A 14,499-nucleotide genomic window follows, 5' to 3' on the forward strand; every position below is an offset into this window, starting at 1 on the left:
CGAGCCCGCCCCATGCCGACCTGGAATTCCGCCCTCCGAGAACAGAAGCCGTCGCGCAAGCTCGCGCGCGGCACGACCTTCGGCACCGTGATTCACGGCGTCGTCGACGTGCCGGTGTCGATGCGGTTCTTCTGCTACCTGTCGCTGGCGATGTTCGCGATGTTCGTGACCGCGCTCGTCGAGCTGAGCTACGCGAACACCGAGAGCGTGTCGGGGATGCTGACGCCGCGCTCCGGGCTGATCGGCGTCGGTGCGCCGCCGGGCTGGGCGGTACGCGAAGTCTACGTCGGCAAGGATCAGCACGTGAAGGCCGGCCAGCGGCTGCTCGCGGTGACGCGCGACACGAGCTTCGTCAGCCAGGCGAACAACGTGCAGGGGATGCGCGCGGCGCTCGACCGGCAACGCATCGAGGTGACGCAGCAGATCGACGCGGCGCGGCTCGAATACCGGTCGTCGGTGCAGCAGATCAACCAGCAGATCGCCGCGCAGGGCGAGAGCCGCGGGCTGGTCGACCGGCAGATCCAGGACCAGAAGCGCATCGTCGACGAATACGGCGAACGGCGCGCACGCGTGAAGCAGCTGCTCGACGAACAGGTGGTGACGCTCGAACAGTACAACCAGGTCAACACGCAATACCTGCAGGCCGGGCAGGCGTACCAGGACCTGCTGCTGCGCCGCGCCGAACTCGCGAAGAACGCGATGAAGCTGCGCGGCGACCTCGACACGATGCAGAGCAAGTACGACGGCGCGAATGCGGAGCTGAAGATCAAGCAGGAGGAGCTGAACGCGAAGGAATACAACATCGACGAGAACGTGAACCAGGTGCTGTACGCGCCGGCCGACGGGCAGATCGTGCGGCTCGACGTCGTGCAGGGCGGCGTGATCGACCCGCCCGGCACGCGCGTCGTCGAGATCCTGCCGGCAAAGGCCGACGGGCTGATCGCCGAGGTCTACATTCCGTCGTCGAAGGCCGGCTTCGTGAAGAAGGGGCAGGCGGTGAAGGTTGCGTACGCAAGCTATCCGGTCGAGAAGTTCGGTACGTATCGCGGCAAGGTGCTGTCGATCTCGCCCGTTGCGTTCTCGGCGAAGGAGCTGAACCTGCCGGGCGATGCGGCCGCGCCGCAGACCTACTTCAAGACCTGGGTCGAACTCGCCGAGCGCACGCCGTCGTTCGACGGGCGGCCGCTGTCGTTGCGGGCCGGGATGATGCTGAAGGCGGACATCGTGCTGGAGCGGCGCAGCCTGCTCGAATGGCTGTTCGAGCCGCTGTACCGGATTCGCCAGCGCCTGTTCGGCGTGCCGGCCTGAGCCGATGGGGAATCGCGACACACGCCGCCGCCGCGCGCGGCCGGGCACCGTGCGTCCGCTGTCGCGCTGGCTCGGTGCGACGCTGGTCGCGTGCGCGACCGCCGCGCACGCCGCACCGCAGCCCGACGGCGACGCTGCATCGCGCTGGCAGGCCGGCGCCGACGGGATCGGCTTCTGGCCGGGCGGCGATGCGGACGGCTTCGATGCGCGCGCATGGACGACCGATGCGGAGGCGGCGCGCGGCGCACGCAACCCATCGTCGAGCGACGGACGGCAACCCGATACCGTCCCGCTGACCGCCCGCAAGATCACGCTCGGGCAGCGAACCGGCGCAGCCGCGCGCGCCTGCGCGGCCGCGGGCGACGACGGCGCGGACGGCATCGGTTTCGACGACACCGGTGCCGGCGGCGGCTGCGATCCGGCCGCCACGCAAGATGCGCCGGCCGACGACGCAACGGCGCGCGGCGTGGTCCATGCCGACCGGATGCCGTACGAACTGCATCCGATCGATCCATCGCGGCTGCCCGATCTGCCGGCCGCGCAGGCGCCGCCCTTGCTCGAGCAACTGATGGGCGACGACCGCAACATGGTCGGTCTCGGCTGGCACTTCGTCGGGACGACCGGCCGCTCGACGCCCGTGACGACGCACACCGACGCGCTCGGGCTGAACAGTTTCCAGAACGCGGGTTCGAGCCTGTCGCTCAGCAATACGAACACGCTGGCGTTCACGTTCACGCATTTCGTCTCCGAGCACTGGGCGGCCGAACTCGGCGCCGGCATTCCGCCGGTGCTGACGCTGCGCGGGCACGGCAGCATCGCGCTGCCGCTCGACCGCATCTTTGCCGGCGTGCACGGCCGCTTTCCGCTGATCGATCTCGCGAACACGCAAAGCAACCCGCTCGCGACCACGCGGGCCTGGCTCGGCTCGGTCGTGTTCAAGTACTACCTCGGCGAGCGCGACGATCGGTTCCGCCCGTTCGCGGGCCTCGGCATCAGCTACACGCGCTTCACGAACACGAACCTGAACCCGGTGTTCCAGCGCAAACTGGCGTCGCTCGGCGGCCTGCTCGCGGCGGGCGCGGACATCGGCAGCCTGCAGTCGCTGCTGCTCGATCCGGCGTTGTTCCAGCGGATCTGGGATGCCGGCGGCGACCTGCTGCTGTCGGGGCGGACCAACGTATCGGCGAAGGTGAAGAGCGTGTGGGAGCCGGTGTTCACCGTCGGCGCCAGCTACCAGATCACGCGCCGGTTCTGGATCACCGGGATGGTGACCTACATCCCGCTGCGCACCAGGATCACGCTCGACATCAGCCAGCCGAATCGCACGCTTGCGTCGAATACGTTCGATATTTCGGCGAATCCGGTGCTGGCCACCGTGCTGCTGAACTTCCGCTTCTGACGGGCATGGCCGCCCATTTTCATGAATTTGACGCGCGACGCTGGGATAATGGTGGGGTTTGGCTGCGTCAATGATGGAAGGAGGCCCCATGGGCGACAACGATACCCGCACCGAGACCGACAACCGCACCGATACGAGCTCGATGGAAGCGCGCCAGCGCCGTTTCGAGGAGGATCTCGTCGACGCCTACGATGAAGAGCTCGAGATGGAGCTCGACGACCGCCGCTTCGACGACGGTGAGGATCTGCTGTTCTCGCCCGAGCGCCGCGAAGCGCGCAAGGAATATTTCCGCGAGCTGTTCCGCTTGCAGGGCGAGCTCGTGAAGCTGCAGGACTGGGTCGTGCACACCGGGCATCGGCTCGTCGTCATTTTCGAAGGGCGCGACGCGGCCGGCAAGGGCGGTGCGATCAAACGCATCACGCAGCGCCTGAACCCGCGCGTGTGCCGGGTCGCCGCGCTGCCCGCGCCGAACAACCGCGAGCGTACGCAGTGGTACTTCCAGCGCTATGTCGCGCATCTGCCGGCCGGCGGCGAGATCGTGCTGTTCGACCGCAGCTGGTACAACCGCGCGGGCGTCGAGCGCGTGATGAATTTCTGCACCGACGACGAGTACGAGGAATTTTTCCGGTCGGTGCCCGAGTTCGAGAAGATGCTGGTGCGCAGCGGGATCCAGATCGTCAAGTACTGGTTCTCGATCACCGATCACGAGCAGGAGCTGCGCTTCCAGAGCCGCATCGAGGATCCGCTGAAGCAGTGGAAGCTGAGCCCGATGGATCTCGAAAGCCGCCGCCGCTGGGAGGCTTATACGGCCGCGAAGGAAGAGATGCTGCAGCGCACGCATATTCCCGAGGCGCCGTGGTGGGTCGTGCAGGCGGTCGACAAGAAGCGCGCGCGGCTGAACTGCATTCACCATCTGCTCGGCCAGGTGCCGTATCACGAGGTGCCGCGTCCGACGATCGATCTGCCGCAGCGCGAACATCACGAGGATTACATTCGCCGGCCGGTGCCGGACAACATGATCGTGCCGGACGTCTATTGACCGGTTCGCGCCGGTCGACACGCGATGTGACGAAGCGCGCCGCATGATGCGGCGCGTTTTTTTTGAGGCGTTCCGGTCGATGGCGGGCGATGCGGTGCGACAGGTTTGACAGTCTTTCAAGATGTCGGATTGACGGTCGCGAAAGCGTACCGTCATGTTCGCGTCGATATGCGTCGACACCGTTGAAACGGTGCGATTCCGGCGCACTGAGGAAAAACCAGTCGCGCCGAGGGTCCCAAGCGGTAGCCGGAACCTGAGAGACCTTGTAAAAAGTGGAGCGTGCGCCGCGCGGGCTTGTCGCCGCAGCGGCTCACATCTCCGGAAAGCCCGAGCGCCCCTGCGTCAGGTCGAACAGTTCGACTCTTGCCGCGGCTTCGGCGGTTTCGGGCAGCTTGATCACGAGCTTCACCGTCATTCCGTACGCGCTGTCCACCAGCACGTAGCCCGCCTGTTCGATCCAGCGGCGCACGCGCGCCTCTTCCGGGTAGCCGATCTCGATCGCGAGCCGCGTGTACCGAATGCGCTCGACGCGCTCGGCATCGAGCAGCGCCGACGCGATCGCATCCGTGTACGCACGCACCAGCCCGCCCGCGCCGAGTTTCACGCCGCCGTAGTAACGCACGACCGCGCCGAGCACGCCGTCGAGGTCGTGATGGCGCAGCACTTCGAGGATCGGCCGGCCCGCCGTGCCCGACGGCTCGCCGTCGTCCGACATACCCGACTGGCCGCCCGCCAGCAGCGCCCAGCACACGTGGGTGGCCGCCGGATGTTCGTCGCGCAGGCGTTGCAGTACCTGCATCGCGGCATCGCGATCCTCGACGGGAACCGCGTACGCGATGAAACGGCTCTTGCGGATTTCGAGTTCGCGGATGTAGGTGGTGGCGAGCGAGTAACTCATGCGTCGCGACGCGGAAAATGGTGGGAAATCAAGGCGATGATGATGTGTCGATGCTTTTGGCGTTGGCCCGCGGACGGATGGATATCGTCTGCATGAACGGAGGGCGAAGGCACGATTTTACCGTGCCAGGCATACGCGGCGTCGATGGACGCGTTGGCCGGTACGGGATTCGTCACCGAAGACCATGCAGGGCAGGCATCGCATCAGCGCACGCCGACCGACGACCGGAGCGCCGCGCCCAGCGTGCGTAGCGCCTGCCGGGCGCGCGCATCGGTCAGGCTCGAGTAGAGCACCACGTCGCGCGTCGGCAACGGCGGCAGCCCGTAACGCATCCCCACGTCCACGGTGCCGGCGGGCGCCACGCGATGCCCGAGCGCCGCGACGGCCAGCCCCGCGGACACCGCCGCGCCGATCGTCGCCACGCCGCCGCCGACAAAGACCTCCGTCCACGCGACCCCGGCCTGATCCAGCGCGTCGACCGCCATGCGGCGCACGCTGCACGGTTCGGCCTGCGTCGCGAGCCGCAGCGGTTGCGGCGGACGGTACTCGAAATCGGCCGCCGCCATCCAGCCGAACGACTCCGACAGGATGGTTTCGCCGTCGAGCCGCCGGCTGTCGTGTTGCAGCGCGACGGCCGCGTCGAGCTGGCCGCGGTCGAACGCGTCGAGCACGTCGCGCGACGCGGCGACGCGAATCTCCAGCACGAGCGCCGGCTCCGCTTCGCTCATCCGCCGCAGCAGCATCGGCAGGTCGGCGCCGACGACATGGTGGCTGACGCCGATTACCAGCCGCCGCTGGCTCGTGCCGAACGCGCTGATCGCGCCGTGGTGAGCGGCCACCAGTTCGCGCGCCGGCTCCAGGAACGCGGTGCCGTCGGCCGACAGGCGAACCTGCCGCGGCGTGCGTTCCAGCAGGCGGCGGCCGAGCCCGTCTTCCAGCCGCTTGATCTTCAGGCTCACCGCGGACTGCGTCGTGTCCAGCACTTCCGCGGCCCGCGTGAAGCTCTTGAGGTCCGCGGTCAGCACGAATGCCTGCACGGCTTCGATGTCGAGCGTTTTCATCACACCCTCGTTCATTTCAGAATCGAATCATTGAAATATTCTGCCATCTCCTTTTCAAATGATTCAAGGTCTTCTACGCTGCGTTCATGCCGTCCGGAATACCGTCCGTTTCTTTCGCCAGGAGTCGATCATGTTGACCGCGTACTACGTGCACCGCCTGCCGGCGGACTACGATCTCGACATCATCCGCGATCGCGTGCGCGAGCGCGGCCGGCTGTGGGACGACACGCCCGACCTGCTGTTCAAGGGCTTCCTGCTGCGTGAGGCCGGCCGCCATGGCGCGACGGAAAACGGCTACGCGTCGTTTTACCTGTGGCGCAACGAGCAGGCGTTCGCGCGGTTCGTGACGGACGGCCGCTATCGGGTCGTCACGGACAGCTTCGGCCGCGCGCCGATCGACACGCAGATTGCGCTCGACGCGCGCAAGGGCAGTGCGTCGACGGGACGTTTCGCGCGTCTGGAGACGATCGAGATTCCGGCGGACGCCGATCTCGATGCGGTCCTGGCGCGAGAGATCGCACGCAATCGCGAAGCGGCGGCGCGGCAGGGCGTGGTCGCGGCGGCCGTCAGTCTCGATCCGCTGCGCTGGCGGCTGACGCGTGCGCTCGTGACCGAACATGAACCGGACGACGGCGGCGCGGGCACGATGTACCAGGTCCTGCATCTGGCGAGACCGTTGCTCGACACGCTGGAAGCGGGCGGCGCGTGATGGCCGGCATCGCGTCGCGACTGCCGGCAGGGGTGGTGATTGCCGCGCATCTGGCGGGCGTGGTGGCGGGCATCGTCGCGATCGCGGCGCTCGCGACGGTGCTGGCGCTGCTGTTCAGGTAACGCGTTGCAGTGCAGAGACGGTTGATGCGGGGGCGCCGCGCATGCGATGCACGGCGCCCCCGGCCGCTTCTTCGTCGCTCGCTCAGTGGCTTTGCAAGCGGATATCGCGCGACGACGCGCCGACATACACGGTTCCGCCCGACACGACCCGCCAGCCGTTGCGCGACGTATCCCAGACGCTTTGCATCCGCGGCGACACGGTTATGTGCACACGCCGTGCCTCGCCCGGATTCAGCCGGATCTTCTCCCAGCCGACCAGCCGCTTGGGCGGCTCGTCCTTGTACGGCACGCCGAGATAGACCTGCGGTATTTCCGCGCCGGCCACGCGTCCGTCGTTGCGCACGGTAAACGCGACGCTCAGCGAGCCATCCCATTGCTTCGACACCGACAGTCCCGAATACGCGAAGTGCGTATACGACAGGCCGTAGCCGAACTCGAACATCGGCTTGATGTTGCGCGCGTCATACCAGCGGTAGCCCATGTTCAGCTTTTCCGCGTATACCGGGTCGGTCTCGAACGCGCCGTTTTGCCCCCACGTCGGCGAATCCTGATCGCGCGCCGGGAAGGTCACGGGCAGCTTGCCGGACGGGTTGACCGCGCCGAACAGCACGTTCGCGATCGCCTTGCCGCCGGCTTCGCCCGGATACCATGCCTCGACGATGGCCGACACGTTGTCCTTCCACGGCATCAGCACCGGATTGCCGCTCTGGACGACGACGATCGTATGCGGATTCGCACGCGCGACGGCTTCGACGAGCGCATCCTGGTTCGACGGGTTCGCGAGGCTCAGGCTTTGCAGGTCGCCGAAATCCTCGCCAGCCGGCTGCGCGACCACGACGATCGCGACGTCCGAGCGGCCGGCGAGCGCCGCGGCCTGGTCGATCTCCTGCTGCGTGTACGCGCGGAACGGCGACTGCTGGTCGCTGTTGCCCGCATACGTGACCTGCGCGGCCGGCGCCAGCGCGCGGATCGCCGCGACGATCGGCACGTCGACCTTGAGCCACGGATTGCGCCACCAGCTGCACCCGGTCGACGACCCGAACGTCAGGCCGCCGCAGCCTGCGAACGAACCCGTTACGGGATCGCGCGTGTTGCCCGAGCCGCCGCCGGACAGCACGGCCGCATCCGCATGGCCGCCGATCACGGCGATACGCGACAGCGCCGACGCGACGAGCGGCAACTGGTTGCCGTCGTTCTTCAGCAGCACGATCGACTGCTCGGAAGCCGCCTGCGCGAACCGGTTGCCGGCCGCGAAATCGATCGTGCCGCCGCCTTTGGCCGGATCGTCCATCACGCCGACGCGGATCATCACCGCGAGCTTGCGGCGCACCATGTCGTCGAGGCGCGCGGTCGACACCGAGCCGTTCGCGATCGCCTGCTTGACGGCTGCCGGCGTCAGGTACACGCTCGGCCCGACGTCTTCTTCCTCGTCGAGCCCGGCGTTGATCGCGGCGGCGGTACTGTGCGTGGCGCCCCAGTCGGACTGCACCTGGCCCTGGAAGCCCCATTCGTTCTTCAGCACGTCGTTCAGCAGGTGAGGGTTCTCGCACGCATAGGCGCCGTTCAGGCGGTTGTAGCTGCACATCACGCTGCCGGGTCGGCCGCGCTTCGCGGCGATCTCGAACGGCAGCAGGTACAGCTCGCGCAGCGTGCGTTCGTCGATCTGCGTATTGCCGCCCATCCGGCCGTGCTCCTGCTCGTTGCCCGCGTAGTGCTTGATCGTCGCGATGACTTTCTGCCGCTGCGTGGCGAGCGTGCGTTCGGCGAGCAGATCGCCGGCGAGCAACGGATCCTCGCCGAGATACTCGAACAGGCGGCCGCCGCGCGGCTCGCGCGCGAGATTGGTGCCGCCGCCGAGCCCCATGCCGAATCCTTGCGCGCGCAACTGGATCGCGACCTGCTTGCCGAAGTCGTACGACAGCCGGCGATCCCAGCTGGCGGCAACCGCGATCGTGGCGGGGAACGTCGTGCTGGCCTGCGACGTGCTGCCGGAGCCGGTGGCCGAATCGACCATGTTCAGATCGGGAATGCCGAGGCGCGGCACGCCCTGGATGTACCCGGCGCCGCCGCCCGGCACCTTCGACATTTCGTATTGCGAATGAATGAACTGGAGTTTCTCGTCGAGCGTCATCTTGCGCACGAGCAGATCGGCGCGCCGTTGCGCGGCCACCGATGCGAACGCGTCGGTGGCGTCGCCCTGCGCATTGAAATCGGCGTCGCTGGCGTAGGCGGTGGTGCAGAGGGTCGCTGCCAGCACGACGGCCGGCCAGAGGGTGTCCCGCATGTTGCTCTCCATGATCGTATTGCCGGTTGTTCGGATGATGTCTGGAGCTGCGCACGTCCGGTGGATTCGCACCGGACGCATTCGGCTGGCGATGCAGGGTGGTTGCGCGTCGGCATGCCAGGCCAGGCGGGGAATCGTTACGGCCGGTTGGGCTCGACCGGTCAATGCGGGCGGCGACGCGCAGGCCGCCCGGCATTGTCGAATCGGATGTAGCGATTCTCTGCTGCGACTAATGGTATGAATGTAGTTTGACTACAGCATCGGTGTTTCTACCGATACGTGCGATCTTTATTTCGTAGTCACGCGAGGTGGCGTGGGGAGGCGGTCATCGTTCCCGATCGAGGCTGTGTGATCGGGTAAGAAGTACTGGGCGGAAAGCGGTTTTGCGGGTAAGTCGGCGGGGCGCAGATCGATTCGTTGCATGCGCATCGAACGGAGACTTGGGTTATTTCACGCACTGTGCGTCGAATTCGCCGCTTTTATTCTGGCGCGGGCGTGTATGAACGACCGTGCGCGCTCATTCCCGTTGATTGCCGACTTGTTTGGATCGCGATTGAATTGCGACGATATGGAGCGTTTGAATGACAGCAGAATTTCCGGCTACATACGTTGTGGGTACCTCGGCCGGCCTCACGGCCCGCCCGCTTCTGCAGGAACTGGTCGATCTTCCGATGAGCGTGAGGCGGTTCGGCGTCAAGGGTGACGGCGTGACCGACGACACGGCGGCGCTTCAGGTGGCGCTCAACGCGGGGATTCCGCTGTATTTCCCGACGGGGACTTACCTGTACAGCAATACGCTGAAGGCAACGGCGTCGATCGTCGGCGCAGGGTGGGACTCGATCCTGCAATGCACGACATCGCAAGGCCAGAATTCGGCGATTTACTGGAGCGGCGCCAGTCATTTCAACATCCGCAATCTGCAATTCTTTTCAGCGAATGCGACCGCGTATTACCCGGACGAGAACGCCGGCTCGATCAACTTGCGGGACTGCAGTCAGTTCGAAATCTCGGGGTGCAAGTTCAACAATGCGGCCGGTGGCGGCGCACTGATGCGCAGTTGCGTCAACGGCAAGGTGTTCGGCAATAGGCTGCTCGACATCTGGCATGACGGCATTCATGTAACCAAGGCCAGCGCGGATATCACGATTACGAACAATGAAGTGATCAACGGCGGCGACGACGCATTCGCGGTGGTCGGTTACTTCAATGAGGGCGTCCGGCCTCGCCGGATCACGATCGCCAATAACCGGGTGGTAGGCACCAAATACGCACGCGGCATCGCGATCGTCGGGGCTCAGGACATCACCGTGGCCGACAACCAGATCTACAACCCGATGGCGGCCGGTATTTATGTCGCGTCGGAACTGACGAGCGTGTATCAGTCGTACGGCAACGACAATGTGACGGTCGCGAACAACCTCCTGGATACGTGTGGCGTTCAATCCAACATCGGCGCGATAGTCAATGCGCCCAATGGACCGCTCGGCTATGGCGCATTGGTCGTGACCGCGACGGCAGGCTTCAACAATTCGAACATCACGATCGTCAACAACACGATCAAGAATGCCGCGGGGGCGCCGATCGGGCTGTGGCAGCCGAGCGGAAACAACATCCACGTCAACATCTCGCAGAACACGATCACCAATGCATGGGATCCGAACAACAAGAACGGATTCCCGTTGACGACGATCGCCGCGACGTCGGGCGCCGCGACGCTGAACTTTGCCAATACCCCGGGTGTCGCGGTCGGCATGGCGGCCTGGTATTTCAACGGGTCGACCAGCGTGCCGATCGGTACGGTCATGGCGGCGGGCGCGTCGACGGTCACGCTCGAGCAGAATGCGACAGTGCCGAGCGGCGGAACCGTGATCTTCGCCGGGGTCGGGTTGTTCGGCGCGACGATCAAGACTACCGCGTCGGCCGCGAGCGGCGCGACATCGTTGACGTTCGCCACGACGACGGGGGTGCCCTACAACGACAACTACGGTTTCGGCGCGCCCGGAGACGAAACGACAGGCGTGTCGATCGGACAGGGCGTCAGCGGGACCAACATCGCGGCCGGCACCTTCGTGACCGGCGTGACGGGGAGTGTGGTCACGCTGAGCAAGGCGACGACCGGCACCGTGGCGAGCGGTGCTTCGATCGTCTTTACCCCGATGGTTTGCATGACGTCCCAAACGATCACGACATCGGCTGCTGCCGCGGCGGGAACCAACACGCTGACGTTCACGCCGTATCCGTCGGCACGCGGCTGCGCGGTGGGACAAGGTGTCACCGGAACAAATATCCCGGTCGGCACGTACGTGACGTCGGTTTCCGGTAACGGAAATGGTCCGACCGTGACGCTGTCGAACAATGTCACGGGCAGCGGAATCGCCAGCGGCACATCGATCACGTTCACCGGCACTGGCGGACTGAGCGCCGTTTCCGGCATCGCGCTGTACAACACGCGAGGGTGCATCGTCTCGAAGAATCAATTCTCCGGCATCGCAAAGGATGCAATCTACGTGGACGGATCCTGTACGTCGTTCACTGAAGTCAGCGGCAATACCGGTGAAAACATCGGCTGCTGCAACGGCTTCGCCCGCCTCGTCACGGTCGGCGCGCTCGCGGCCGGCGCATCGCTCAAGTTGCGCGGAAACTACATGGCCCAGCCGGTCAACTATCCACGCGCGATCGATGCGCTGATCTCGTCGAGCTCATGGGCCTACACGTCGTGGAGCGAAGACAACATCGCGCAAAACGGTTTCGTCGGCTTCGGTGTGCAACTGACGCCGGTTGTGCAGGCGGTGGGGGCTTCGCCATGGACGTTCGCGAACACCTACCCGAGCGCGGTCAGCCTGTCGGTTGCCGGAGGCACCGTGTCGTCGATCGGCGTGTCCCGAAACGGGCAGGCTGCCTATGCGTGCGGACTGACGAACGGGATGATCGATCTCAAGCCCGGCGACGCGATGACGGTCACCTATAGCGTTGCGCCCGCTATCACGATGATTCCGCGGCTGGGGCAGTAACGCACGGCGCCGTTCCGGCATTCAGGCGACCAGCAGGTATCAAACGAGTCTGTCAACCATACTCTCAGGATCGATATGGCATTCCAGCTCAAGGATCGCGTTCAGGAAACGACCACGTCCACCGGCACGGGGGCGTTGTCCCTTGCCGGTGCAATGACGGGATTCCGCACATTTTCGTCCGTGTGCGCCAACGCCGATACGTTCTATTACGGGCTGCAAGCCGTAACGGGTACCGGTGTCCCGAGCGGAAACTGGGAGATCGGCATCGGCACATACAACGCCAGCGCGAACACGCTGTCGCGCACCACCGTGCTGGCGTCGAGCAATGGCGGTGCGGTCGTCAATCTTGCCGCAGGTACCACCCAGGTATGGATGGATTTACCGGCAGCGCTTCCGGCCAATCTGCCGGTCAGCGCCAAATATTTTGGTGCGAAGGGGAACACCAGGATCGTCAACGATGGCGTCACGACATCGGGGTCCACCGCGTTTTCGTCGGCCTCGGCGGCGTTCACCGCGGCGGACGTCGGCAAGCGTATCGACATTGCGACGACGAACGCCAGCGGCGTTGCAACGCTGGTCGTTTCCACCACGATCGCGGCGTTCGTCAGCGCAACGCAGGTCACGCTCGCGAAAGCGGCCAATGCGTCGTCGACAGGGGCGAATGTGGTCTATGGCAGTGACGACGGCCCGGCCCTGACGGCCTGGTTGAACTACCTGATGACCATCTGGCCGGTCAAAGGCGACCTGCCTGCCGGGGTCTACTATTCCAGCCTCGCGCTTCCCCCGATCACGAAGCCGATCGCCGTGTTCGGGCATTCGGCGCGCACCTCGATCATCCAGTTCGGCGCGGGGGTTGGCGGCCAATGCCTGACGGTATTGAACGCGGGTTTCAACAATGAAGCGACGGATTTACCGCAAACCGGCAACGTGTCATGGACGTCCAACATGGCCGTCCTCGCCGGGTGCGTCCTGCGCGACTTTACCCTTCAGGGCAATCGCGCATGCGCATCGCTGCAACATGGGCTGGTGTTGCAGGGCAACGTGGACTGGCTCGACGTCGCTCACGTGAACTGTCTGTATTTTCGCGGCGGCGGCGTGCTGTGGATGGACACCGGCAGCGGATCGACGCAAGCACGCGCCACCGTGCGCGAAGTCAATCTGAACACGATGAAGATCAGACACTGCGGCGACCTGTCGACGAATACGCCCAGTTTCGGCATCTACCTCGATGACAGCCCGGCTGCCCCTACGTCCGATTCATCGAACCTGTTCAACCTGAACAATATCGACATCATCTTCAGTTACGGTACCGCACTGGCCGTGCAGGACCGGCGCACGTCGAATACCGGTGTTTCGCTGTACGGAATCCAAGCGAGAAACATCGTGCTGCACGACCGGATGACCACGATGGGGCTGAGCGGCGGGCGGATGTTCAGCGTCATCGGGCAAGTCACCAACTGCCTGTTCGACATCAACTTCCCGTTGAGCGCACGTAACGACTACGCGGCGGAGATTCTGCCGAACCCGAATTTCAATGTTTATCCCACGGACAATGAATTTACCTTCGCATTTCCGAAGACGGTGAAGGGGGTGACGATCGGGAACATCGGCTACAACACGATCAGGTTCAGGAATTATTTCGGATGCGCCGAGGCGGTATTCATTTCCACCGAGAGTCCGTACAACCTGAGAATCGATTGCGAGACCGACAGCGTGTTTCAGCAGGTCACCTCGGCGCTGGTGTTGACGGGGACGGGCGCCGTCGCGATTCCGGGCTGGTCGTTCGGTACGACGCCGAACCTGTCGATCTTCATGCCGGTCAACGCAGTCAACGGGACCGGCGACACGACGCTGGCGACCATTTTCGGCATTACCGGCACGATCGCGCGTTCCGGAAGCGTCACGGCCGGAACCGACACCTATACGTTTACGCCGTCTTCATCCAGTACCGCGTACATTCCCGCCGGCGAATACTTTTCGAAGATATGTGTCGATGCGTCGCAAGGCAACGGGGTTTCCGGGCGCTACAAATATATTCCCGAGGACCGCTACGGACGCGCGGTCAACAGCGCGTGGGCCAGCGGGCGCCTGCTGCAGATGTGGCCGTGGCAATTCCACGTCGAAAATGCGACGGGGCTGGTCCGTTACAGCTACGGGGTGCCGACGGCCGACAGCGCGGGCAATGCGCTGGCGGTTTGGTCCAACGGCTTCGTCGGCACCAGTTCGACGCCCGGCGTGACCGGCATCAGCAAACTGACGGCGAACTATGCGTCGCCGACGATGCTGACCAACCTGGTCGGCGGGATCGACGGCCAGTCGGTCAGGATCATCGCGACCAACGGCAACTGCACGATCGCGAACAACGCGAACATCCAGACGACGACCGGGGGAAACGTCGTCATGGCGAGCGGGCAGGTCCTGACCTTTACGTTCGACGCGACGCTGAACAAGTGGTGTGGTGGTTAGCAATCCGAGGGCGTGATGGCCTATTGAGAACGTAGCGGCCACCCGCGTACGTCACGCCGTTCGGGCGCTGAAAGTCCGGGCGGGGAGTCGTCTCGTTGATCGTGCATCGTATGGCGACACGCATCGTGTCGCTCACGCGAGGTCGCGGCGTATTCCCGCCCGGATGAATGAAGCGGCGTGCATCACCGGGTGGTGTAGGTCC

The 14,499-nt window shown here is 65.0% G+C and carries 10 protein-coding genes; 7 read left to right on the forward strand and 3 right to left on the reverse strand.

Annotated elements, in window-relative coordinates; all coding sequences use genetic code 11:
• Positions 1-12: 12 nt before the first annotated feature.
• From MMB92_RS00685 to ppk2, 3 genes are all read left to right on the forward strand, one after another.
• Positions 13-1,308: an HlyD family efflux transporter periplasmic adaptor subunit gene (locus MMB92_RS00685; RefSeq protein WP_006481690.1), complete on the forward strand. Its 1,296-nt coding sequence runs from the start codon at positions 13-15 to the stop codon at positions 1,306-1,308.
• 4 nt (positions 1,309-1,312) lie between these two features.
• On the forward strand, positions 1,313-2,707 hold the full coding sequence (locus MMB92_RS00690; protein ID WP_058903037.1) for an OmpW family outer membrane protein: 1,395 nt from the start codon (positions 1,313-1,315) through the stop codon (positions 2,705-2,707).
• An 88-nt stretch (positions 2,708-2,795) separates the two neighbouring features.
• Positions 2,796-3,746 (forward strand): polyphosphate kinase 2, encoded by a 951-nt coding sequence (gene ppk2 / locus MMB92_RS00695; protein WP_006490762.1) that lies wholly within the window; start codon positions 2,796-2,798, stop codon positions 3,744-3,746.
• Between the two features lie 310 nt (positions 3,747-4,056).
• Here ppk2 and MMB92_RS00700 read toward each other — a convergent pair whose 3' ends face one another.
• The gene (locus tag MMB92_RS00700; protein WP_205672092.1) at positions 4,057-4,644 is read right to left on the reverse strand and encodes a YigZ family protein; all 588 of its coding nucleotides are present in this window, start codon (positions 4,642-4,644) and stop codon (positions 4,057-4,059) included.
• Between the two features lie 203 nt (positions 4,645-4,847).
• Positions 4,848-5,705, reverse strand: a complete 858-nt coding sequence (locus MMB92_RS00705) for a LysR family transcriptional regulator (RefSeq protein ID WP_012493284.1) — start codon at positions 5,703-5,705, stop codon at positions 4,848-4,850.
• Positions 5,706-5,835: 130 nt separating this feature from the next.
• Between MMB92_RS00705 and MMB92_RS00710 the strand changes: the two genes are divergently transcribed.
• Together MMB92_RS00710 and MMB92_RS00715 are read left to right on the forward strand one after the other, a co-directional pair.
• Positions 5,836-6,414 (forward strand): DUF4865 family protein, encoded by a 579-nt coding sequence (locus MMB92_RS00710; RefSeq protein ID WP_179148711.1) that lies wholly within the window; start codon positions 5,836-5,838, stop codon positions 6,412-6,414.
• Positions 6,414-6,536, forward strand: a complete 123-nt coding sequence (locus MMB92_RS00715; RefSeq protein WP_012493285.1) for a hypothetical protein — start codon at positions 6,414-6,416, stop codon at positions 6,534-6,536. Before MMB92_RS00710 ends, MMB92_RS00715 begins: the two co-directional genes overlap by 1 nt.
• Positions 6,537-6,618: 82 nt before the next feature.
• Here MMB92_RS00715 and MMB92_RS00720 read toward each other — a convergent pair whose 3' ends face one another.
• Entirely contained in the window at positions 6,619-8,820 is a 2,202-nt protein-coding gene (locus tag MMB92_RS00720) for a glycoside hydrolase family 3 C-terminal domain-containing protein (protein WP_205672090.1), read from the reverse strand.
• A 581-nt stretch (positions 8,821-9,401) separates the two neighbouring features.
• Here MMB92_RS00720 and MMB92_RS00725 point away from each other — a divergent pair.
• The gene (locus tag MMB92_RS00725; protein WP_212111050.1) at positions 9,402-11,831 is read left to right on the forward strand and encodes a right-handed parallel beta-helix repeat-containing protein; all 2,430 of its coding nucleotides are present in this window, start codon (positions 9,402-9,404) and stop codon (positions 11,829-11,831) included.
• Between the two features lie 75 nt (positions 11,832-11,906).
• Positions 11,907-14,297: a hypothetical protein gene (locus tag MMB92_RS00730; RefSeq protein ID WP_212111051.1), complete on the forward strand. Its 2,391-nt coding sequence runs from the start codon at positions 11,907-11,909 to the stop codon at positions 14,295-14,297.
• The last annotated feature ends 202 nt before the right edge of the window (positions 14,298-14,499 follow it).

Origin of the sequence: Burkholderia sp. IO2 (assembly GCF_029522185.1) — a bacterium.
Classification (GTDB): Bacteria; Pseudomonadota; Gammaproteobacteria; order Burkholderiales; family Burkholderiaceae; genus Burkholderia; species Burkholderia cenocepacia.

Coding starts and splice junctions, on each gene's coding strand:
- MMB92_RS00685 (WP_006481690.1), top strand. CDS start 13: ATGCCGACCTGGAATTCCGCCCTCCGAGAACAGAAGCCGTCGCGCAAG.
- MMB92_RS00690 (WP_058903037.1), top strand. CDS start 1,313: ATGGGGAATCGCGACACACGCCGCCGCCGCGCGCGGCCGGGCACCGTG.
- ppk2 (WP_006490762.1), top strand. CDS start 2,796: ATGGGCGACAACGATACCCGCACCGAGACCGACAACCGCACCGATACG.
- MMB92_RS00700 (WP_205672092.1), bottom strand. CDS start 4,644: ATGAGTTACTCGCTCGCCACCACCTACATCCGCGAACTCGAAATCCGC.
- MMB92_RS00705 (WP_012493284.1), bottom strand. CDS start 5,705: ATGAAAACGCTCGACATCGAAGCCGTGCAGGCATTCGTGCTGACCGCG.
- MMB92_RS00710 (WP_179148711.1), top strand. CDS start 5,836: ATGTTGACCGCGTACTACGTGCACCGCCTGCCGGCGGACTACGATCTC.
- MMB92_RS00715 (WP_012493285.1), top strand. CDS start 6,414: ATGGCCGGCATCGCGTCGCGACTGCCGGCAGGGGTGGTGATTGCCGCG.
- MMB92_RS00720 (WP_205672090.1), bottom strand. CDS start 8,820: ATGCGGGACACCCTCTGGCCGGCCGTCGTGCTGGCAGCGACCCTCTGC.
- MMB92_RS00725 (WP_212111050.1), top strand. CDS start 9,402: ATGACAGCAGAATTTCCGGCTACATACGTTGTGGGTACCTCGGCCGGC.
- MMB92_RS00730 (WP_212111051.1), top strand. CDS start 11,907: ATGGCATTCCAGCTCAAGGATCGCGTTCAGGAAACGACCACGTCCACC.